Annotated in this window: 23 protein-coding genes and 1 other annotated feature; of the genes, 6 read left to right on the forward strand and 17 right to left on the reverse strand. The window is 53.4% G+C overall.

Features of this window, described 5'->3' with window-relative positions; genetic code table 11:
• Window positions 1–3: 3 nt before the first annotated feature.
• From PZBJ_RS23720 to PZBJ_RS23790, 16 genes are all read right to left on the reverse strand, one after another.
• Window positions 4–1,443, reverse strand: a complete 1,440-nt coding sequence (locus PZBJ_RS23720) for a protein adenylyltransferase SelO (RefSeq protein WP_101764566.1) — start codon at window positions 1,441–1,443, stop codon at window positions 4–6.
• A 98-nt stretch (window positions 1,444–1,541) separates the two neighbouring features.
• Window positions 1,542–2,285 (reverse strand): EAL domain-containing protein, encoded by a 744-nt coding sequence (locus PZBJ_RS23725; protein WP_101764567.1) that lies wholly within the window; start codon window positions 2,283–2,285, stop codon window positions 1,542–1,544.
• Between the two features lie 314 nt (window positions 2,286–2,599).
• Window positions 2,600–3,058, reverse strand: a complete 459-nt coding sequence (locus PZBJ_RS23730) for an NlpC/P60 family protein (RefSeq protein ID WP_101764568.1) — start codon at window positions 3,056–3,058, stop codon at window positions 2,600–2,602.
• Between the two features lie 69 nt (window positions 3,059–3,127).
• Window positions 3,128–3,874, reverse strand: a complete 747-nt coding sequence (gene btuD, locus PZBJ_RS23735) for a vitamin B12 ABC transporter ATP-binding protein BtuD (RefSeq protein ID WP_101764569.1) — start codon at window positions 3,872–3,874, stop codon at window positions 3,128–3,130.
• Entirely contained in the window at window positions 3,875–4,420 is a 546-nt protein-coding gene (locus PZBJ_RS23740) for a glutathione peroxidase (RefSeq protein ID WP_101764570.1), read from the reverse strand. It abuts the gene before it with no gap.
• 39 nt (window positions 4,421–4,459) lie between these two features.
• A complete protein-coding gene (gene btuC / locus PZBJ_RS23745; protein ID WP_101764571.1) occupies window positions 4,460–5,443 on the reverse strand; it encodes a vitamin B12 ABC transporter permease BtuC in 984 nt (327 codons plus the stop codon).
• 90 nt (window positions 5,444–5,533) lie between these two features.
• Window positions 5,534–5,896, reverse strand: coding sequence for a DUF2502 domain-containing protein (locus tag PZBJ_RS23750; RefSeq protein ID WP_101764572.1), 363 nt, complete (start codon window positions 5,894–5,896; stop codon window positions 5,534–5,536).
• Between the two features lie 190 nt (window positions 5,897–6,086).
• Window positions 6,087–6,389, reverse strand: a complete 303-nt coding sequence (ihfA, locus tag PZBJ_RS23755) for an integration host factor subunit alpha (protein ID WP_007892687.1) — start codon at window positions 6,387–6,389, stop codon at window positions 6,087–6,089.
• Window positions 6,390–6,393: 4 nt separating this feature from the next.
• Complete coding sequence (gene pheT / locus PZBJ_RS23760; protein ID WP_101764573.1) at window positions 6,394–8,781, reverse strand: phenylalanine--tRNA ligase subunit beta; 2,388 nt, start codon at window positions 8,779–8,781, stop codon at window positions 6,394–6,396.
• A 14-nt stretch (window positions 8,782–8,795) separates the two neighbouring features.
• Window positions 8,796–9,779 carry a phenylalanine--tRNA ligase subunit alpha gene (gene pheS / locus PZBJ_RS23765; protein ID WP_101764574.1) on the reverse strand — a complete coding sequence of 328 codons (984 nt, stop codon included), beginning with the start codon at window positions 9,777–9,779 and terminating at the stop codon, window positions 8,796–8,798.
• A gap of 71 nt (window positions 9,780–9,850) precedes the next feature.
• Window positions 9,851–9,976, reverse strand: a sequence feature (Phe leader region).
• Window positions 9,927–9,971, reverse strand: coding sequence for a pheST operon leader peptide PheM (gene pheM / locus PZBJ_RS24095; protein ID WP_106120997.1), 45 nt, complete (start codon window positions 9,969–9,971; stop codon window positions 9,927–9,929). (Overlaps the previous feature by 45 nt.)
• 116 nt (window positions 9,977–10,092) lie before the next feature.
• On the reverse strand, window positions 10,093–10,449 hold the full coding sequence (gene rplT / locus PZBJ_RS23770) for a 50S ribosomal protein L20 (RefSeq protein ID WP_007892678.1): 357 nt from the start codon (window positions 10,447–10,449) through the stop codon (window positions 10,093–10,095).
• A 171-nt stretch (window positions 10,450–10,620) separates the two neighbouring features.
• A complete protein-coding gene (gene rpmI / locus PZBJ_RS23775; protein WP_004157374.1) occupies window positions 10,621–10,818 on the reverse strand; it encodes a 50S ribosomal protein L35 in 198 nt (65 codons plus the stop codon).
• Window positions 10,819–10,917: 99 nt separating this feature from the next.
• Window positions 10,918–11,469, reverse strand: coding sequence for a translation initiation factor IF-3 (infC, locus tag PZBJ_RS23780; RefSeq protein ID WP_036621995.1), 552 nt, complete (start codon window positions 11,467–11,469; stop codon window positions 10,918–10,920).
• The gene (gene thrS, locus PZBJ_RS23785; RefSeq protein ID WP_101764575.1) at window positions 11,465–13,402 is read right to left on the reverse strand and encodes a threonine--tRNA ligase; all 1,938 of its coding nucleotides are present in this window, start codon (window positions 13,400–13,402) and stop codon (window positions 11,465–11,467) included. Before thrS ends, infC begins: the two co-directional genes overlap by 5 nt.
• 246 nt (window positions 13,403–13,648) lie before the next feature.
• Window positions 13,649–14,410, reverse strand: a complete 762-nt coding sequence (locus PZBJ_RS23790) for a DUF481 domain-containing protein (RefSeq protein ID WP_101764576.1) — start codon at window positions 14,408–14,410, stop codon at window positions 13,649–13,651.
• Between the two features lie 331 nt (window positions 14,411–14,741).
• Here PZBJ_RS23790 and ghoS point away from each other — a divergent pair, with 331 nt between their 5' ends.
• The gene (gene ghoS, locus PZBJ_RS23795) at window positions 14,742–15,032 is read left to right on the forward strand and encodes a type V toxin-antitoxin system endoribonuclease antitoxin GhoS (protein ID WP_101764577.1); all 291 of its coding nucleotides are present in this window, start codon (window positions 14,742–14,744) and stop codon (window positions 15,030–15,032) included.
• Window positions 15,033–15,121: 89 nt separating this feature from the next.
• The gene (locus tag PZBJ_RS23800; protein WP_101764578.1) at window positions 15,122–16,015 is read left to right on the forward strand and encodes a fructosamine kinase family protein; all 894 of its coding nucleotides are present in this window, start codon (window positions 15,122–15,124) and stop codon (window positions 16,013–16,015) included.
• Between the two features lie 4 nt (window positions 16,016–16,019).
• Here the strand turns inward: PZBJ_RS23800 and PZBJ_RS23805 are convergent, their stop codons facing one another.
• Window positions 16,020–16,556, reverse strand: a complete 537-nt coding sequence (locus PZBJ_RS23805; RefSeq protein ID WP_101764579.1) for a YniB family protein — start codon at window positions 16,554–16,556, stop codon at window positions 16,020–16,022.
• Between the two features lie 142 nt (window positions 16,557–16,698).
• Here PZBJ_RS23805 and hxpB point away from each other — a divergent pair, with 142 nt between their 5' ends.
• From hxpB to PZBJ_RS23825, 4 genes are all read left to right on the forward strand, one after another.
• Window positions 16,699–17,367 carry a hexitol phosphatase HxpB gene (gene hxpB / locus PZBJ_RS23810; protein ID WP_101764580.1) on the forward strand — a complete coding sequence of 223 codons (669 nt, stop codon included), beginning with the start codon at window positions 16,699–16,701 and terminating at the stop codon, window positions 17,365–17,367.
• A gap of 157 nt (window positions 17,368–17,524) precedes the next feature.
• Window positions 17,525–18,361, forward strand: a complete 837-nt coding sequence (kduI, locus tag PZBJ_RS23815; RefSeq protein WP_101764581.1) for a 5-dehydro-4-deoxy-D-glucuronate isomerase — start codon at window positions 17,525–17,527, stop codon at window positions 18,359–18,361.
• Between the two features lie 13 nt (window positions 18,362–18,374).
• Window positions 18,375–19,136 (forward strand): 2-dehydro-3-deoxy-D-gluconate 5-dehydrogenase KduD, encoded by a 762-nt coding sequence (kduD, locus tag PZBJ_RS23820; RefSeq protein WP_101764582.1) that lies wholly within the window; start codon window positions 18,375–18,377, stop codon window positions 19,134–19,136.
• A gap of 140 nt (window positions 19,137–19,276) precedes the next feature.
• Window positions 19,277–19,864, forward strand: coding sequence for a metal-dependent hydrolase (locus tag PZBJ_RS23825; protein WP_101764626.1), 588 nt, complete (start codon window positions 19,277–19,279; stop codon window positions 19,862–19,864).
• The last annotated feature ends 149 nt before the right edge of the window (window positions 19,865–20,013 follow it).

A 20,013-nucleotide genomic window follows, 5' to 3' on the forward strand; every position in this document is an offset into this window, starting at 1 on the left:
GATCTAGCTGGAACAACTCACTTCCAGCGTTTTGCCCCACTCTGGTGGCCGTTGGCGCAACTCTGCGCTGACGGCCGCATCGCTAAACGGTTGCTGTAACGCGCCATGTAGCTTCGCTAACGCCGTGGTCTCGCCGTTCTCGACCTCTTCAATCACCTGCTGTGCCAGATAGTTGCGTAACACCAGCGCCGGATTCGCCGCTTTCATCACCGCCTGACGCTGCGCATCGCTGGCGTGGTCTTGCAACAAACGCTGGCGATAATCGCTGTACCAGCGATCAAAGGCCTCACGATCAATAAACTCATCACGCAACGGCGAACGGCTTTCATCTTGCTGCGTGTCGCTCAGCATGCGGAAGGTCAGAGTGTAATCACTGTGTTCCGCCGTCATCATCGACAGCAAGCCGGTCAGAAGCGTGTTGTCATTGGCATCCGCCGTCAGCAAGCCGAGTTTGGCACGCATTTTCTCCCCCCAAACGCGCATCAGCTCACCTTCATAATGACCCAGCGCCTGCTTAAGCTGCTCGGTGGTCATCAAGCCCGACAAGGCATGCGCCAGGCGATTAAGGTTCCACAAGCCAATCATCGGCTGATTTTCGAAAGCGTAGCGGCCCTGATAGTCACTGTGATTGCAAATGTAATCCGGCTGATAGTCGTCGAGGAAACCGTAAGGACCGTAATCCAGCGTTAAGCCCAGAATCGACATGTTATCGGTGTTCATCACGCCGTGCGCAAAGCCAACGCTCTGCCAATGGGCGATCAGGCTCGCCGTACGTTTAACGATATCGGTGAACCACAGCAGGTAACGATCCGCTTCATCCTTGAGTTGCGGCCAGTGATGGCGAATGGCGTAATCCGCCAGCTGGCGCACTTTGTCTTGTTTACCGCCGTAATAGAAATGCTCAAAATGACCGAAACGCAGATGGCTGTCGGCAATGCGCATCAGCATCGCACCGCGTTCCTGGGTTTCGCGTAGCACCGGCTCATCGCCAATGGCTAACGCCAGCGCGCGCGTGGTGGGAATGCCAAGATGGTGCAGCGCTTCAGACGCGAGGAATTCGCGTACGCTGGAGCGGATCACCGCGCGACCGTCACCCATGCGCGAATAGGGCGTTAATCCGGCCCCTTTTAAGTGCCAGTCGAGCTTACGACCGTTGGCCAGCTGCTGTTCACCCAACAGAATGCCGCGCCCATCGCCCAGCTGTCCGGCCCAGACGCCAAACTGATGGCCACTATAAACCTGCGCCAGCGGCGACATGCCGGGCAGCATTTCGCGTCCTGACCACACGCCATGCCCGCTGCCGGCGAACAGCGCATCGTCTAAACCCATCTCTTGTGCCAGCGGGGCATTGTGATAAAACAGCCGTCCACCCGCTAATGGCGTTGGGTCCAGCGCGGTGTAGAATCCGGGTAATTCTTGCTGCCAGCTATTGGTAAATTGCATCGACACTCCGGAAGGTGCGCTTAAATCAGGCACCCGCAATAAGTTATAAGATAACAGAGAGTGTAACGCCGACGCGGCGCGGAAGACAGGCGAAAGGGTTACTGCTGCGAAGGCGTGTGTAAATTCAGGTCGGAATAGATGAGATCGTCAAGACGTTCAGCTTTCACCACCGGGAACAGGCTGCCCTGTAGCTGCGCACCACTCAACGTGGTCATCTTTTCCATCATGTGGTTATCGTCAATACCACAAATAATGATCTGGTCCGCAAAATCGGAAAAATTATTGATAACTGTCTGAATAAAAGGCGTAAACGAGGCGCGCTTGGCCAGGTTGTGAATAAAGGCTTTATCCAGTTTTAACACGCTAAACAGATTATCGTACACCGCGGTTGCTGGTGCTTTTCCTGCGCCAAATTGTGAAAGCGATAAACGAAATTCACTTTGTAATGCTGCGAGCAATGGATGGGATTTACCCAAAGATAATTGCGGAAACGTTTCGCTGATATCTAAAACAATAAAAGGGATTTGTCGGAATTTCCTTAACAGAAATTCGCTGGCTAAAAGTGTATTGGCCATAGAATCATCAATACGTACCAACGCGGTAATTTGATTAATCTCAAAAAAGTCGCGGTACTTTTCCAGCAATGAAAGCTGGCTCTGCAGCAAACGTAATTGCTGCGCATCGTCCAATTGCGGCAACAGCAAATCCTGCGGCAGCGTAATAGGTGCGCTGTCGTGGACAAATTGCGTCACCAGCTCGACCGCAGTCAGCTGGCCCGCCAGAGAGTAAACTGGATAAAACCAGGTTTCCGACTGATAGTCGGCAGACAAATGGACTTTCATTTTTCAAGCCAGAAGCAATGGCAATTGGCGCATCGTATATCAACGAATACCACCAGGCAATAGGACCAAACGTTTGAAGAGGTGCCGTTTTAGGTCTTATTACGCTGATTTAAACCGCAAATAATACTTAAGCCAAATAAGCCGGGGTTAATGTCCATACCAATTAAATAAATTTAGCTTTATTATTAGTATTAAATCGATGGCGGGTAAAGTGCCATTTTAAATGATAGTTAAATATCGGCAGAATTCAGATTTAATTCAGGGTGAAATACCCTTTCTTTTTTCGCGTCTTTATTAAGCGATAACAACGCTATTTAGATGCGACGCGCCTGCCAAAATACTTTACGCCAGTAAACATTATCCAGCGACGAGCGGATCACACCCTGGCTGGTCGAGGCGTGAATAAAGGTGTTGTCGGTATCGTAAATACCGACGTGCAAACCGTTTTCTCCACTGCCGGTTTTGAAGAACACCAGATCGCCAGGCAGTAGATCGCCTTTGTCGATGCGCGTACCAATGTCGGTTTGATCAATGGTCGAGCGTGGCAGCTGCATATCGAATTTATCGCGGAAGGTGAGATAGACGAAGCCGGAACAATCCACGCCACCGCGGCTTAATCCGCCATAGCGATACGGCGTTCCCCGCCAGCGGCTCAGCTGATCGTTGAGTTGGGCAATCACGGTGATAGAGTCAGACAAACGGCCATTCGGCGGCGGTGCATGATGGCTACAGCCCGCCAGCAACAGTGCCAAAATCAAAATTGTCAGCCGCATCCGCCTTTCCCTCTCTCCCTTGTCCGGCAGACACTGTAGCGGCAAAGCGCCACGGCACGCAATCCTCTGTCAGGGAATAAACAGCAGCGGGCCTTGTGCGGTATCAATTTGTTCAAACGGGGTTTGGTAAAGCGGCGCTAAATGCGCAGCGGTCAGCACCTCGCTGGCCCTGCCCTGACGGACAACCGCGCCTTGATGCATTAACCACACGCGATCGGCATGGCGCAGGCTGTGGTTGAGGTCGTGCCCGCTGGCAACAATCGCCAGACCGCTGCAACACAGTTCAGCCAGCAGCTTATCGACCGCGCGTTGCTGCGCCACGTCGAGTGCACTCATCGGCTCATCCAGTAGCAGCAGTTTTCCGCGTGGATTGATCGCCGGATGAACCTGCAACACCACGGCAGCCAACCGCACGCGTTGCCATTCGCCACCAGAAAGCTGCGTAAGACTGCGCGTCAGTTTGTCCTGCAGCGCTAACTGCGCGAGCACCTCTTGTAACACGCAGTCTGTTTCCGCCGCTTGTGCGGTGATATGCATGCGTAAGTAATGCCACACCGGCATTTGTCCCGGTGCCATCTGCTGTTGCGGCAGCCAGCCGCGCAGCGGGGCCAATGCCGCTCCACTCAACGTAGCCAGCGGCGCGCCATCCAGCAGAATGCTGCCCTGACTCGGCAACAAACCGGACAGCGCGTTGAGCAAGGTACTTTTGCCGGCGCCGTTCGGTCCTACCAGATGCACTAACTCACCGGTGTTAACGCTCAATTCAACGGGAGCCAGCCGCCCTGTGACGCTGACTCCCTGACACTGCAATAGCATTTATTCGGCCAGCGCCTGCTCTACACTTTTCAGGATGATGGGATCGTCTGGCGTCATATCCGGTGAGAAGCGCGCAATGACTTTGCCCTGCTTATTAATAAGGAATTTTTCGAAGTTCCACAGGATATCGCCTGGCGCTTTCGGCGCGCGCCCTTTGCTCTCCATGCGCTCGAGGAAACCGCTGCCTTCCGGGCGTTGCGCCACCGGCTGCGCCGCCGTCAGCTGCGCATAGAGAGGGTGACGATGCTCGCCGTTGACATCGGTTTTATCGAACATCGGGAAAGTGACGCCGTAAGTGGTGCTGCAAAAGGTTTTGATCTCTTCGTTACTGCCCGGCTCTTGCTCGAGGAACTGATTGCATGGGAAGCCAAGCACGCTGAACGGCCTATCCTGCCAGGCTTTCTGCAGCGATTCTAACTGCTCATACTGCGCCGTCAGGCCACATTTGGATGCCACATTGACTACCAGTAGCACCTTGCCCTCATAGGCCGCCAGCGTGGTTTTTTCACCGTCCAGCGTAACCAGTTCTGTCTGATAAATGCTCATCGTCGATTCCTGTTGTTGATAACACGTTGCCAGCCAAAGCTAGCGCGAAGACTTTACTAATAACATGATAAACAGCGGCGCGCCGAGCGTGGCCGTTACCACGCCAATCGGCAGTTCGGCAGAGGTTAACACCAGCCGCGCAATAATATCCGCGCCAAGCAGCACTGCGGCACCGGCTAACGCCGCCGCAGGCAACAAATAACGATGATCGCTAAAACCGCTGAGACGCAATAGATGCGGGATAACCAGACCAATAAAACCGATCGCACCCGCCATCGCTACGCTCACGCCCACCAGCCAGCCCATCGCCAGCACCAGCAGGTTGCGCCACAGCAGCAGCGGTAATCCGAGCTGACGTGCCGAGGTTTCGCCCAGCGCCAGCAAATTCAACGTGCGTGCGGTGGCGATCAGCAGCAGCGTTACCGGCAGCAGCGCCAACATCATCCAGCCATAGCGCCAGTCGATGCCGCTAAAGCCGCCCATCATCCAGTACATCAGCTGACGCAGATCGAGGCTGGTGCTAAAGTACACTGCCCACGTCATGATGGCGCTACAGATAATGCCAAGCGCCACGCCGGTCAGCAGTAAGCGGCTCACTGAGAGTTGTTTGTGAGCGAAGTGCAGCAGCATCAGCGTGATCAGCAGCGCACCGGCCATGGCCGCCAACGCTAAGCTCCATAGCGAACCGTTACCGAGCATCACGCCTAATACCAGACCAATCCCCGCCCCGTTAGACACGCCAAGTAAGCCGGGCTCCGCCAGCGGATTGTTAAACAGCGCCTGCATCACTACGCCGCACACCGCCAGCGCTGCACCCACCAGCAGCACCGCCAGCGTGCGCGGCATGCGCAGTTGCCAGACGAACAGATCGCCTTCCGCCGAAAACCATTGTGTGGGGGAGATCCAGCTGTCGCCGGCACACAGGCTAAGCCCGATGAGCAGCAATAGCAGCGCAATGAGTGCGATGAGCCAGCGCTGGCTGCGGCGATTTGCCTGGGAAGCAAGCTGATCCAGCAGAGTCATAGATAAGATTGGCTGAGAAAACAGAGATTTGATTGTAGTGGGATTACAGCAAAAAGAAAGCGGCGCTGTGGAGGCGCCGCTGGAGAAGCCTTACTGATGCGGAGGAAGCGGCTGACCATGATTATCACGCTTCTGCTGATTGTCACGCTGGTCGTGATGCTGCGGTTGCGGCTGACGTTTGTCGTCGCGGTGCGGTCCATTGCCCGGATGCTGCGCCTGCCAGCCGTTACCGTTCCAGTAACCGTGCGGACCTTTGGTGCCGATGCGCTGGTTATGGTGCTGTTTCCACCACGTTGGCGCACGCCAGTCGTAACCATCCCAATAGTAGCCGCGCTTATCCTGATCGCCGATATGCACTGAAACGCCCGGCGTGTTGATGTTGAAGGAAACATTGGCGATAGCCAGCAGCGGCATGCCTAACAAGACACTTAATAATATTGCTGTCTTTTTCATTATTCGAACCTTTTGCTCTGTGATGGCGCTGTTATAACAAAAGTGTTGATGCCGTCACTATCGGTGAGGACCGATTTTCGCCCTATTTTCCGGATACTTACTAAATCCTTACATCATGAATAAATCGTGTGGAGCGGCCAAATTTAAGGCAAAAAAAAGGCCGCTAAGCGGCCTTTTTGTCGTACTGAAATTAGTCAGCATCCTTGGGTGTCGCGTTCTCGACGCGACTTTTCAACTTCTGCCCCGGACGGAATGTCACCACTCGGCGCGCGGTGATAGGAATATCTTCCCCCGTCTTCGGGTTACGGCCCGGACGCTGGTTTTTGTCACGCAGATCAAAATTACCAAATCCGGACAGTTTTACCTGTTCTCCGTTTTCCAACGCGCGGCGAACCTCTTCAAAAAAAAGTTCTACCAACTCTTTGGCATCGCGTTTGCTCAACCCGAGTTTTTCAAACAGGTACTCTGACATTTCAGCTTTTGTAAGCGCCATAGGTTCAATCCCTCAAGGTTGCCTGGAATCGCTCTTTTAATGCCGCAACGCATTTGGCAACGGTCGCGGCAATCTCCTCTTCTTCGAGTGTCCGGCTGGTATCCTGCAAAATCAGGCTAATCGCTAGGCTCTTTTCACCTTCGTTTACGCCCTTACCACGGTACACGTCAAACAAGTTTACGCCAACTACCTGATTTACGCCAACTTTCTTACACTCCGCAATGATATCTGCTGCAGGCACATTTTCAGCCACCACAACGGCGATATCACGACGGTTTGCCGGGAAGCGAGAAATCTCGCGCGCATCAGGCAGGACGCGGTCTGCGACCTTATTCCAAAGCAGTTCAAACACTAAGGTGCGACCATTCAGATCCAGCTTACGTTCCAGCTCTGGATGAACCACCCCGATAAATCCGATTCGTTCGCCGCGTAAATAAATTGCGGCGCTTTGTCCTGGATGCAGCGCCGGATTGGCTTCCGCACGGAAGGAAATCTCATCAAGTTTACCGGTCAAATCCAGCAGCGATTCTAAATCGCCTTTCAAATCATAGAAGTCAACCGTCTGACGCGCCAGATCCCAATGCTCTTCATAGCGATTGCCGCTTAAAACGCCGGCCAGCATAAGATCCTGGCGGATACCCAGATCGGCCTGTGTATCAGGAACAAAGCGTAAACCGCTTTCAAACAGGCGTACGCGGCCCTGCTGACGGTTTTGGTTATACACCACCGCGCCCAGCAAACCGGTCCACAGCGACAGGCGCATTGCCGACATATCGCTGGAGATTGGGCTGGGCAGGATCAGCGCCTCTTCGCCCGGATGCAGCAACTGCTGCAGTTTGGGATCAACGAAGCTGTAGGTAATCGCTTCCTGATAACCTTTATCTACCAACAGATTTTTCGCACGCTTCAGCGACAGGTCGGCTTCACGATGCTGCGTCATGATCAGGCTGGCTTTCACCGGCACATCAGGGATGTTGTTGTAGCCGTAAACGCGCGCCACTTCTTCGACCAGATCTTCTTCGATAGCCATATCGAAACGCCAGCTTGGCACAACGGCTTGCCACTCACCTGCACTCACTTTCACTTCGCAACCCAAACGCGTCAGGATGTCAGTAACCTGTTCGTCAGCAATCACATGGCCAATCAGACGATCGAGCTTTTCACGGCGCAGCGTGATGGTGGCGCGTGGCGGCAGCGCGCTCGCGTCAGTTTGGTCGATGACCGGGCCCGCTTCGCCGCCACAGATGTCGAGCAACAGTTGCGTCGCGCGTTCAATCGCTTTGTGCTGCAACGCTGGATCGACGCCACGCTCGTAACGATGTGACGCGTCGGTATGCAGGCCCTGACGGCGAGCGCGGCCGGTGATCGCCAGCGGATCAAAGTAGGCGCATTCGAACAGCACATTTTGCGTCTCTTCATTGACACCGGAATGCTCGCCACCAAAAATGCCGCCCATCGCCAGCGCTTTGTGGTGATCGGCAATCACCAGCGTGTCGCTGCTGAGTTTAGCTTCGGTACCATCCAGCAGCGTCAGCACTTCGCCCTCTTCTGCCATACGCACCACGATGCCGCCGTCGATGCGGTCGAGATCGAAGGCATGCATCGGCTGGCCAAGCTCCAGCAGTACAAAGTTGGTGATATCGACCACCGGATCGATTGAGCGAATACCGCAACGACGTAGCTTCTCACGCATCCACAATGGCGTAGCGGCTTTAACGTTGACACCTTTCACCACGCGGCCAAGGTAGCGCGGGCACGCGGCGGTGGCATCAACACGAATCGGGAAGGTATCGTTGATGGTGGCTTTTACCGGCTCAATTGCGGGTGCCGTCAGCGGCAAACCGTTCAAAACTGCTACATCACGCGCAATCCCGATGATGCCCAGGCAATCGGCGCGGTTTGGCGTGACGCTGATTTCAATGGTGTTGTCATCCAGCTGCAGATAGCTGCGGATGTCGGTGCCAATTGGCGCATCGGCTGGCAGCTCAATGATGCCATTGTGATCGTCGGAAATACCCAGCTCAGAGAAGGAGCACAGCATGCCTTCAGACGGCTCGCCACGCAGTTTTGCTGCTTTGATTTTGAAATCGCCCGGCAGCACAGCGCCAACGGTCGCCACCGCCACTTTCAGGCCCTGACGGCAGTTTGGCGCGCCGCAGACGATATCCAACAGGCGATCGCCACCGACGTTGATTTTGGTGACGCGCAGTTTGTCGGCGTTCGGATGCTGGCCGCACTCAACCACTTCACCCACCACGACACCGTGGAACGCACCGGCAACCGGATCCACGCCGTCCACTTCAAGGCCGGCCATGGTGATTTGCTCAGACAGCGCAGCGCTGTCCAGGGCTGGATTTACCCATTCGCGTAACCAGAGTTCACTGAATTTCATTGGATAACCTGCCCTTATTTAAATTGTTTGAGGAAACGTAAATCATTTTCGAAGAAGGCGCGCAGATCGGTCACACCGTAGCGCAGCATGGTGAGACGCTCCATGCCCATGCCAAACGCAAAGCCCGAATAAATTTCCGGATCGATGCCAACATTGCGCAATACGTTCGGGTGCACCATGCCGCAACCCAGCACTTCCAACCACTTGCCGTTTTTACCCATCACGTCCACTTCTGCGGACGGTTCGGTGAACGGGAAGTAAGAAGGACGGAAGCGAATTTGCAGATTCTCTTCGAAGAAGTTGTTGAGGAAATCGTGCAGTGTGCCTTTCAGGTTGGTAAAGCTGATGTCTTTATCGACAATCAAACCTTCCATCTGGTGGAACATTGGCGTGTGCGTCTGATCGTAATCGTTACGATAAACACGGCCTGGCGCGATGATGCGGATTGGCGGCTGCTGGTTTTTCATGGTACGGATCTGCACGCCTGAAGTTTGGGTGCGCAGCAGACGCGTGGCATCAAACCAGAACGTGTCGTGATCGGCACGCGCCGGGTGATGGCCGGGAATGTTCAGCGCATCAAAATTGTGGTAGTCGTCTTCGATTTCCGGACCTGTTACCACCGCGAAACCCAGTTCGCCGAAGAAGGTTTCGATACGATCAATAGTGCGGGTCACCGGATGCAAGCCGCCATTCTCAACGCGGCGGCCAGGCAGCGACACGTCGATGGTTTCCGCAGCCAGACGCGCATTCAGCTCCGCACTTTCCAGCGTCTCTTTGCGCGCGGTAAGGCGGTCCTGCACTTGCTGTTTGGCCTCGTTGATGACCGCACCCGCAGCCGGGCGCTCTTCTGCCGGCAGTTCACGCAGGGTGGTCATTTGCAGCGTCAGATGCCCTTTCTTACCCAGAAATTCGACGCGCACGGCGTCCAGAGCAGCGATATCCGCCGCCTCGTCGATGGCGGCCGTGGCACGAGCCACCAGGTCTGCGAGTTGGGACATGATTTCCTCTTCTTCCAGCCGGGCTGGTCAGTTCTCGTTGGGATCAGATGATCCGATTAAGTGTCGCCAGAAACAAAAAAGCCTCCACGAGGGAGGCTTTCAGCGCGATTTTTCGTTTCTTTTCTTATGCGCAAAAGCCCCTGATGTTCAGGCGCTAAAGTAAAAAAAGAAACGGAAAATAGCAGCATTCATGCTTGCGTTACCTTGTCATATTTAGAAACCGCACTATTGAAATGCGCAGCGGCCAAAATGTCAATCTTTTGCGTGAGTTGCGGGTAATAAAAAAGGGAGCAAGCTCCCTTTTTCAACTGACTTACGCCAGAGCTGATTTTGCTTTTTCAACAAGTGCAGTAAATGTCACTTTGTCGAATACAGCGATGTCAGCCAGAATCTTACGGTCGATTTCAATAGAGGCTTTTTTCAGGCCATTGATGAAACGGCTGTAAGAGATACCGTTCTGACGAGCCGCAGCGTTGATACGCGCGATCCACAGTTGACGGAACTGACGCTTACGTTGACGACGGTCACGGTAAGCATACTGACCAGCTTTGATAACAGCCTGGAAGGCAACGCGGTATACACGTGAACGTGCACCATAGTAGCCTTTAGCTTGTTTTAAGATTTTCTTGTGACGTGCGCGAGCAATTACACCACGTTTAACGCGAGCCATGTGAGCTCTCCTATATCATATTCTGTGATTTCCCTTCATCTTTCGTGCCGCAGCGGCGTTGGCTGTCTTCATTCATCCCAGTCACTTACTGATGTAAGTTAAGGGATTCATTCAGTTGCCGCCTTGCTGCAACCCGAAATCTTTCGGGGAATTAAACTAAAAAAAATTTACTTATGCGTACGGCAGGCAGGCAATAACCAGACCCAGATCGCCTTTAGACACCATGCCTTTCGGACGCAGGTGACGTTTACGCTTAGTAGACTTTTTAGTCAGAATATGACGCAGGTTCGCGTGCTTACGCTTGAAGCCGCCAGAAGCGGTCTTCTTGAAGCGCTTAGCGGCGCCACGTACAGTTTTAATCTTTGGCATTTTTACAAATATCCACTTCGCATTGTTAATAAAATGAATCAGACAGGCGAATAAAAATCCGCACAACGCAAGCGCTGCGCGGCATTATTACTTGAAGGCCTACTGTTTCTTCTTAGGAGCGAGCACCATGATCATCTGACGACCTTCGATCTTCGAAGGGAAGGATTCGACAATCGCCAGATCCATGTCTTCACACAGATCTTTACGGACGCGGTTAAGCACTTCCATACCGATCTGCTGGTGCGCCATCTCACGACCGCGGAAACGCAGCGTGATTTTGGCTTTATCACCCTCTTCCAGAAAGCGAATCAGGTTGCGTAGTTTGACCTGATAGTCGCCATCATCGGTACCAGGACGGAATTTGATTTCCTTAACCTGGATAACTTTCTGCTTCTTCTTCTGTTCCTTAGAAGACTTGCTTTTTTCATAAAGGAACTTGCCGTAATCCATGATACGGCAAACCGGCGGTTCGGCGTTCGGGCTGATTTCAACTAAATCTACGCCGGCTTCTTCAGCTTTCTCAATGGCTTCACGCAGGGTGACAATGCCAAGTTGCTCGCCGTCTACGCCAGTTAAGCGCACTTCGGTGGCACGGATTTCGCCGTTGATACGGTTCGGACGTGTTGGTTGTACTCGTTTTCCGCCTTTAATAACCTGTTTCCTCTAATTGGTGAAGATGTCGGCTGCGAATCTCTTGTTGCAGCTTCTCAACAAACACATCTACGTCCATGCTCCCAAGGTCTTTACCACGGCGGGTGCGCACGGCAACTTTGCCTGCTTCCACCTCTTTGTCACCGCAAACCAGCATATAAGGGACGCGACGTAATGTGTGCTCGCGGATTTTAAAGCCTATCTTCTCGTTTCTCAAGTCTGCTTTGACACGAATGCCAGCATTCTGCAATTTCTTCGTCAATTCACTGACGTATTCTGACTGACTGTCGGTGATATTCATCACCACAGCCTGCACCGGCGCCAGCCAACTCGGGAAGAATCCAGCGAATTCTTCGGTCAGGATGCCGATAAAGCGTTCCATTGAACCGAGAATTGCGCGATGGATCATTACCGGTGTCTGGCGGTCGTTGTTTTCGCCGACAAAAGTCGCGTCCAGACGCTTCGGCAGGGAGAAGTCTAGCTGAACGGTACCACACTGCCAGGCGCGGTCGAGACAATCGTACAGGGTAAACTCAATTTTAGGGCCGTAGAAGGCACCTTCTCCCGGCTGATATTCGAATGGAATATCATTCTCTTTCAGCGCTTCTGCCAAATCCACTTCCGCACGATCCCACATTTCGTCGGTACCGATACGTTTTTCCGGACGGGTCGACAGCTTCACCACGATTTTTTCAAAACCGAAGGTGCTGTACATGTCGTATACCATGCGGATACAGCTGTTCACCTCATCACGTACCTGATCTTCGGTACAGAAGACGTGAGCATCATCCTGGGTAAAGCCGCGCACGCGCATCAGACCATGCAAGGCACCTGATGGCTCGTTACGATGGCAGCTACCAAACTCCGCCATACGCAGCGGCAGGTCGCGGTAGGATTTCAGACCCTGATTAAAGATCTGAACGTGGCCTGGGCAGTTCATCGGCTTGATGCAATATTCACGGTTCTCTGAAGAGGTGGTGAACATGGCTTCTTTATAGTTCTCCCAGTGCCCGGTTTTCTCCCACAGCACGCGGTCCATCATGAACGGACCTTTCACTTCCTGATAGTCGTACTCTTTCAGCTTGGTACGCACAAACACTTCCAGCTCGCGGAAGATGGTCCAGCCGTCATTGTGCCAGAACACCATGCCCGGTGCTTCTTCCTGCATGTGGTAGAGATCGAGCTGCTTACCGATTTTACGGTGATCGCGCTTCGCCGCTTCTTCCAGACGCTGCAGATAGGCAGCCAACTGCTTTTTATCCGCCCAGGCCGTACCGTAAATACGCTGCAGCATTTTGTTGTCGCTGTTGCCGCGCCAGTAAGCCCCGGAGATTTTCTGCAGTTTGAAGTGATGGCAGAAACGCATATTCGGCACGTGCGGACCGCGGCACATGTCGATGTATTCTTCATGTTGATACAGGCCAGGACGATCGTCGTGGCTGATGTTCTCGTCAAGAATGGTGGTTTTGTAGCTTTCGCCACGCTCAGCAAACACGTCACGTGCTTCCTGCCAGCTCACCTTTTTCTTCACCACATCGTAGTTGGTTTCAGCCAGCTGGTGCATACGCTTTTCCAGCAGCTCAAGATCTTCCTGGGTTAAGGTATGTTCCAGGTCAACGTCATAATAGAAACCGTTATCAATCACCGGGCCGATCGCCATTTTGGTGTTTGGCCACAGCTGCTTAATCGCATGCCCTAACAGGTGCGCGCAAGAGTGACGAATGATTTCTAAACCGGCGTCGTCTTTAGCGGTAATAATCGCGACCTGAGCGTCCTCGGTGATCGGATCAACCGCATCAACCAATTCGCCATTCACGCGACCCGCGATGCAGGCTTTCGCCAAACCCGGTCCAATATCCAACGCAATATCCATCACGCTGACCGGACGGTCAAAGCTGCGCTGGCTGCCATCAGGAAGAGTAATTACTGGCATTTCATATCCTTAATTGCAGTGGTAAGCCACACGAAAGCCTACATGCAAAAATGAGTTTCATAGTGTGTAACCCGGCGTGATGTCAGACCCACGTTGTCGGAATGACGCCAGGAATGTAAAGCGGCGATGATAATAGCAGCTTTCGCCGCCGATCAAAACCCGTGCAGAGATTCGCTAAGCTAAAGAGAAATAAAAAAAACCGCTGCGAGGCACAGGCCTGGCAGCGGTGATTCACATCCGTCTCGCTTACATTGAGTATGAGAGCTGGATCGTGGTTTTGGTATCGGTACGATCCGGCGCAGATTCTGGCGGATTATTGTTCCAGGTCACGTTGTAGCCCAGCTTCAGCGCGAAATGGGCATTGATGGCCACCTGCAGCGCGGTTTCTGAGTTCAGCGTGGTGTCTTCACCGAAGCTGCTCAGCACAGAAACACCCTGGATAAATTTGGTGGTATCTGTCAGCTGCCATTGATAGCTCACTGCACCATAACCCAATGCTTTGGTTTCATGGCCGCCATCATGGAAATCGTCGTAACGCACACCCGGACCGAATTCAGCACGCAGTGAGTGAACCGGGCCGCTGAGGATCTGACGACCGTAACCGGCGGTCAGCACATCGCGTGAGTCATAACCGTTGAAACGGTCGCTTAGCCAGCTTGCCTGGCCAAACAGGTAATCAGCGCTATTGAGGTTATAGCGGCTACGGCCACCGATATTGTAAGTCTCAGATGAACGCTCATCATTTGAGGAGTTGTTTGCGGCGTTGCCCCACAGACTCAATGCGGTATTGGTTTGATACCACGTCATATTGGTAGACGCACTCAGCGAAGAACTGGTGGTGTTTCCAGTTTGAGCCAGGTAACCCGCTGAAGCGCTGCCTTCAAACGGCTTTTTCGCCGTTGCAGGGTCATCCATGGAGGTGAAAACGGCGTTATCTGCAAAGGCCTGGTGACAAAATGCTCCAGCAGAGAGCAATAAAACAGCGGACAGCTTGTTAAAGGCTTTCATTAAAAGTAATCCGTACGACAGTTTAAAAAACGAAGAGTCTGAAGCGTTTCTCCGGCCAATCAATGCAATTTACCGTAAGTTTTGTAAAAAAGTATGTATCCGCATAAAAAACCAGGAAAGCCGCTGGACCGCTCTTTTAATGGGACTTTTCCCATTTTCGCTGCGCATTATAGGGGGCAATTACTCAAATAGCAGCCTGAAGGCTACAAGATTTTTCTGAACTCTTTTGACAAAGCTTTACCTGCTATTTTAACTAATGAATTGGCTAAAATTCGCTCTATACAGCGCGCTGGTCTACGCTGAAATCTGTTCGATAACAATGAGGTGAATAATGAGTGACCATGATGTCAAACGTTACATTGTCACGTTGAAATATCAGGAAAGTGGACTCGGCGACGTGCAGTCAGTGAACAGCGCCATGATCAATGGCGGATACAGCACCACCTTAAGCGATGATGAAGGTCATCCACATGAGTTGGGCACCAATAGCTTCGGTATTGTCAGCGCGTTAGAGGAGCATGAAATAGCAGAGCAAGCCGCGGGATATGCCCAAATCGCGCTCGATCATAAACCTGAGGTCACCGTCATCACGTTAGAGGCGTTTCTGAAACAACAATCCTGACGCAGTGCAAAAAACGGCATCGACGCCAGGTTTGCTCAGGTTTTGCGCGTTACAATCGAACTCACGCAGCGAACAAAGAGGATTACCCGATGTGGTCAGCCATTAGTCGTCTGTTAAGCGAGTACGCCGGTGATGCCGAAATCACCGACCGTCAGGAACTTCCCGGTGGCGATGTCCATCCCGCCTGGCGCATCCGCTATGGCGAGTTGGATGTGTTCGTCAAATGTAACACCCGCGATATGCTCACCTTGTTCAGCTGGGAAGCCGATCAACTCGACCTGCTGGCGCGCACGCAAACCGTTCGCGTCCCGAAAGTGTATGGCGTTGGCAATGATCGTGATACCAGCTTCCTGCTGCTGGAATATATTCCGCCTCATCCCTTTACCGCACAGAGCGCTTTCCAGCTCGGCCAGCAGTTGGCGCATCTACACCAATGGAGCGAGCAACCGCAATTTGGTCTCGATTTCGACAACAACATCACCACCTCACCTCAGCCGAATAGCTGGTTACGCCGCTGGTCAGTGTTCTTCGCTGAGCAGCGCATCGGCTGGCAGCTGCAACTGGCCGCGGAAAAAGGCGTGCACTATGGCGATACCGAACTGATTGTTGATTGTGTGCAGCGCACGTTAGCCAACCACCATCCGCAACCTTCTTTATTACACGGCGATTTGTGGCCCGCCAACTGCGCCGGCAGCGCAGAGGGTCCGTGGTTGTTTGATCCCGCCTGCTATTGGGGTGATCGCGAATGCGATTTAGCGATGCTGAGTTACTACGCCGATTTGCCGCGCCAGATCTATGATGGCTACCAGGCTGTTTGGCCACTGGAAGACGGATTCTCGCAGCGTCAGCCGGTGTATCAGCTCTATTACCTGCTGAATCGCGCTAATGTTTTCGGCGGCAACTGGACGGGCGAAGCGCAGTTCGCCATCGGCCAGTTGTTAGATGAAGATGTGTTGGGCGGACGTCAGGCCAGACCGGCCTAACGTGTTACAGCATGCCGAGCAGTTTCAGCACAAAGTAGCCCGCGATAGCGATAATGATCGGCAGGATATAGAGCGGGAAAATCTGCAAGAAAATGGTGTGACGCGGGATGTGGATTTTCTCTTCCAGTTGCGCTCGCGTGCGCCCTTCACTGCCTTTGGCCTGTTCCATGATCAGCTGATCTTCAATTCCCTCTTTAATATGGCGCGACTGACGCCACATGCGCGCACCTGAAGCCTGCAGCGCTATGCCGACAAAGATCAGGATGTAGATCAGCCAAAACCCAATATTCGCGCCACCGTTAAATTCCGGCACCGGAGAGTTCTGCCAAAACACATTAAGAAACGGCGTATTGAACTTCACCATGTCGACCATGACATGCACAAAATCGAGCATCACGGCATCAATGCCCGGCTGCTTTTCACTGTGCTTAAACATAAAGCCCAGCAGCGAAATCATCGTGGATAACAATGCGGGTATAAAAATCACCCAGCCAGCCACTCGCTTGAGGATGGCGATGCGGCCAGCCTGTTGGTAAGTCATGGTGTCTCCCTGAACCAAAAATAGTTTTGCCTAAGTCTACCTGCACTACTGCAATTTTTCCTGAAAAATGCGTGGCCTGCCGCAAGTCGGCTTTATCCGGCTCTCGTGCTATGGTAAGCCAAATTTCTAAGGGAGCAGTTATATGTCATATCGTCGTCCTGTATTGGCCGCCATCTTTGATATGGATGGATTGTTGATCGACTCAGAACCGCTGTGGGATCGCGCGGAACTGGATATTTTCGCCAGCCTTGGCGTGGATATCACCCGCCGCCACGAGTTGCCCGATACGCTGGGTCTGCGCATCGATCAAACCGTGCGCATGTGGTTTGAAGCGCTGCCGTGGAGCGGCCCGGATCAACAGGAAGTGACGCAACGCATCATCGCCCGCGCGCTGGCGCTGGTGGAAGAGACGCGTCCGCTGCTGCCTGGCGTGGAGCAGGCGCTGCAACTGTGCCAGCAGCAAGGTTTGAAAATCGGCCTCGCCTCCGCCTCGCCGCTGCACATGCTGGAGCGCGTGCTGGAGATGTTTGACCTGCGCAAATACTTTGATGTGCTGGCGTCCGCGGAAGCGCTGCCGTACAGCAAGCCGCATCCGCAGGTCTATCTCGACGCCGCAGCCAAACTGGGTATCGATCCGCTTAACTGCGTCACGCTGGAAGATTCTTTCAACGGCATGATCGCTACCAAAGCCGCACGCATGCGTTCAATTGTGGTGCCGGCGGCCGAGCATCGTGAAGATGCGCGTTGGGCGCTGGCCAATGTGATTCTTGATGATTTAACCCAGCTCAAACCCGAACATCTGCACGGTTAATCGCAGCCCGCTTAACGCGGGCTTTTTTATGCAACTTGATCGCGCACGCAAATAAATAAAACATCGTTTCATTTTTATTGAATTCACATCTCATCCTGCCTAAGATGCCCAAAGACCCGCATCGGGACCACTTCCTTTGACTCTTGAGAGGCCTGAGATGGACATTCGTCAAAGCATTCATAGCGAGCATGCCAAAACCCTGGACACGGACGGCTTACGCCGTGAGTTTCTGATCGACAAGATTTTCGACGCCGACAATTACACCCTCACTTACAGCCAAATCGATCGCATCATTATCGGCGGCGTGATGCCGGTGCAGAAACCGGTGACTATCGGCCATGAAGTGGGTAAGCAGCTGGGCGTAAGTTACTTCCTCGAACGCCGAGAACTCGGCGTAATCAACATCGGTGGACCCGGGGTGATTGAAGTGGATGGTAAATCCTGGGAGATTGGTCAGCAGGAAGCGTTGTATGTCGGACAAGGCACGCAGAGCGTGATTTTCCGCAGCAGCGATGCCAGCCGCCCGGCGAAGTTTTACTACAATAGCGCGCCGGCACACACCCATTATCCAGACAAAAAAATCACCCTCGACGAGGCAGTGAAAGCCACGCTCGGCGACGCGGCCACCTCGAACCGCCGCACCATTAACAAATTCATCGTGCCCGACGTGTTGCCAACCTGCCAGTTAACCATGGGATTAACCCGCCTTGATGACGGCAACTTGTGGAACACCATGCCGTGTCACACCCACGAACGCCGCATGGAAGTCTATTTCTATTTCGATATGGCCGACGACAGCGCCGTGTTCCACATGATGGGCCAGCCGCAGGAGACGCGTCATCTATTGGTCCATAACGAGCAAGCGGTGATTTCACCGAGCTGGTCGATTCATGCGGGCGTGGGAACGCAGCGCTATACCTTTATCTGGGGCATGGTGGGTGAAAACCAGGTATTTGATGACATGGACCACGTCAATATCAGCGCACTGCGCTAACAAGGAGCGAATCATGATACTCAACGCATTTAATCTTGCAGGCAAAATCGCGCTGGTCACCGGCTGCAATACCGGTTTAGGACAAGGTATGGCGCTGGGTCTGGCGCAGGCGGGATGTGACATTATTGGCGTTAACCGCGCCGGACCGGATGATACGCAGGCCAAAGTTGAGGCGTTAGGCCGCCGTTTTTGGTCAATTCAGGCCGATCTGACCAAGCCGTCCATCGTGCCGCAAATTGTTGAACAGGCGGTGGCGCTTGCCGGTCGCATTGATATCCTGGTGAATAACGCCGGCATCATTCGTCGCGAAGATGCGCTTAACTTCAGCGAGCAGGATTGGGATGATGTGATGAACATCAACAGCAAAAGCCTGTTCTTCCTGTCACAGCAGGTCGCCCGGCAGTTTATCGCGCAAGGCAATGGCGGCAAGATCATCAATATCGCCTCGATGCTGTCGTTCCAGGGCGGCATTCGCGTGCCTTCTTATACCGCATCAAAAAGCGCAGTGATGGGGTTGACTCGTTTGATGGCCAACGAATGGGCGAAGCACGGCATCAATGTTAACGCCATTGCACCGGGCTACATGGCCACCAATAACACGGAACAGCTGCGCAGCGATGAGTCACGCAACGAGGAGATTTTAGGCCGCATTCCATCAGGTCGCTGGGGCATCCCGGACGACATGATGGGCCCGATTGTGTTCCTCGCCTCCAGCGCCTCCGACTATGTGCAAGGTTATACGTTGGCCGTCGACGGCGGATGGTTAGCGCGCTAGGCTAACCCGTTCTTTTCCCGCGTCATTGTGACGCGGGAAAGTGAAAAATATTAACGCTTCGTTACAGCGTCACCATTCTCATTCACTGGATAAATCCCTATACTGGATGCATCGACAGTTTTATGCAGCCAGGTTTCATCATGACGGCCGAAGGCCATATCATTTTTGCCATTGCCAGCGCCATTTTTGCCAAGCGCGCGGAGCTGACGCCAGTATTGGCCAGCGCCGACTGGTGGCATTTAGTGCCTGCTGCGCTGTTAACCTGCCTGCTGCCCGATATCGATCACCCTAAATCCGTGTTAGGCCAGCGCTTAAGGTGGCTATCGCATCCCATCGCCCGCATCTTTGGTCATCGCGGTTTTACCCACAGTTTGCTGGCGGTGGCGGTGAGTTTGTGGCTATTCCAGATCAATGTACCCGCCGACTGGTTTCTTCCCGCCGACGTGCTGCAAGGCATGACGCTCGGCTATCTCAGCCATATTGTCGCCGATATGCTCACGCCCGCCGGCGTGCCGCTACTGTGGCCCTGCCGCTGGCGCTTCCGTTTGCCCATCCTGAATAGTCAAAAAGGTAACCAGCTGGAGCGCGCACTTTGTCTGGCGCTGGTCGGTTATGCGTTATGGTTCCCGCCCGGCATGCCCTCTTTTGGTGCCAACGGCTGGCCGGAGCAACTGTTCAATACGCTACAAAATGGCGTCGGTCGGTTGGTTAATGGTCAAAACGGTTAATAAGCAGTCGAATCAAGCGTTAAAGTTATAAAGCATTCTTTTTGGGTATAAGCCCGCCCCACGCTGAACTGATAACATTCCAAATATTCCCTAACGGGAACTTACTGTTTTTCGTGCCATCCCAGGATGGCGCGTCACACTCTGGAGTT

The sequence above is a fragment of the Pantoea endophytica genome, from assembly GCF_002858935.1.
Taxonomy (GTDB): Bacteria; Pseudomonadota; Gammaproteobacteria; order Enterobacterales; family Enterobacteriaceae; genus Pantoea; species Pantoea leporis.

Coding starts and splice junctions, on each gene's coding strand:
- PZBJ_RS23720 (WP_101764566.1), bottom strand. CDS start 1,443: ATGCAATTTACCAATAGCTGGCAGCAAGAATTACCCGGATTCTACACC.
- PZBJ_RS23725 (WP_101764567.1), bottom strand. CDS start 2,285: ATGAAAGTCCATTTGTCTGCCGACTATCAGTCGGAAACCTGGTTTTAT.
- PZBJ_RS23730 (WP_101764568.1), bottom strand. CDS start 3,058: ATGCGGCTGACAATTTTGATTTTGGCACTGTTGCTGGCGGGCTGTAGC.
- btuD (WP_101764569.1), bottom strand. CDS start 3,874: ATGCTATTGCAGTGTCAGGGAGTCAGCGTCACAGGGCGGCTGGCTCCC.
- PZBJ_RS23740 (WP_101764570.1), bottom strand. CDS start 4,420: ATGAGCATTTATCAGACAGAACTGGTTACGCTGGACGGTGAAAAAACC.
- btuC (WP_101764571.1), bottom strand. CDS start 5,443: ATGACTCTGCTGGATCAGCTTGCTTCCCAGGCAAATCGCCGCAGCCAG.
- PZBJ_RS23750 (WP_101764572.1), bottom strand. CDS start 5,896: ATGAAAAAGACAGCAATATTATTAAGTGTCTTGTTAGGCATGCCGCTG.
- ihfA (WP_007892687.1), bottom strand. CDS start 6,389: ATGGCGCTTACAAAAGCTGAAATGTCAGAGTACCTGTTTGAAAAACTC.
- pheT (WP_101764573.1), bottom strand. CDS start 8,781: ATGAAATTCAGTGAACTCTGGTTACGCGAATGGGTAAATCCAGCCCTG.
- pheS (WP_101764574.1), bottom strand. CDS start 9,779: ATGTCCCAACTCGCAGACCTGGTGGCTCGTGCCACGGCCGCCATCGAC.
- rplT (WP_007892678.1), bottom strand. CDS start 10,449: ATGGCTCGCGTTAAACGTGGTGTAATTGCTCGCGCACGTCACAAGAAA.
- rpmI (WP_004157374.1), bottom strand. CDS start 10,818: ATGCCAAAGATTAAAACTGTACGTGGCGCCGCTAAGCGCTTCAAGAAG.
- thrS (WP_101764575.1), bottom strand. CDS start 13,402: ATGCCAGTAATTACTCTTCCTGATGGCAGCCAGCGCAGCTTTGACCGT.
- PZBJ_RS23790 (WP_101764576.1), bottom strand. CDS start 14,410: ATGAAAGCCTTTAACAAGCTGTCCGCTGTTTTATTGCTCTCTGCTGGA.
- ghoS (WP_101764577.1), top strand. CDS start 14,742: ATGAGTGACCATGATGTCAAACGTTACATTGTCACGTTGAAATATCAG.
- PZBJ_RS23800 (WP_101764578.1), top strand. CDS start 15,122: ATGTGGTCAGCCATTAGTCGTCTGTTAAGCGAGTACGCCGGTGATGCC.
- PZBJ_RS23805 (WP_101764579.1), bottom strand. CDS start 16,556: ATGACTTACCAACAGGCTGGCCGCATCGCCATCCTCAAGCGAGTGGCT.
- hxpB (WP_101764580.1), top strand. CDS start 16,699: ATGTCATATCGTCGTCCTGTATTGGCCGCCATCTTTGATATGGATGGA.
- kduI (WP_101764581.1), top strand. CDS start 17,525: ATGGACATTCGTCAAAGCATTCATAGCGAGCATGCCAAAACCCTGGAC.
- kduD (WP_101764582.1), top strand. CDS start 18,375: ATGATACTCAACGCATTTAATCTTGCAGGCAAAATCGCGCTGGTCACC.
- PZBJ_RS23825 (WP_101764626.1), top strand. CDS start 19,277: ATGACGGCCGAAGGCCATATCATTTTTGCCATTGCCAGCGCCATTTTT.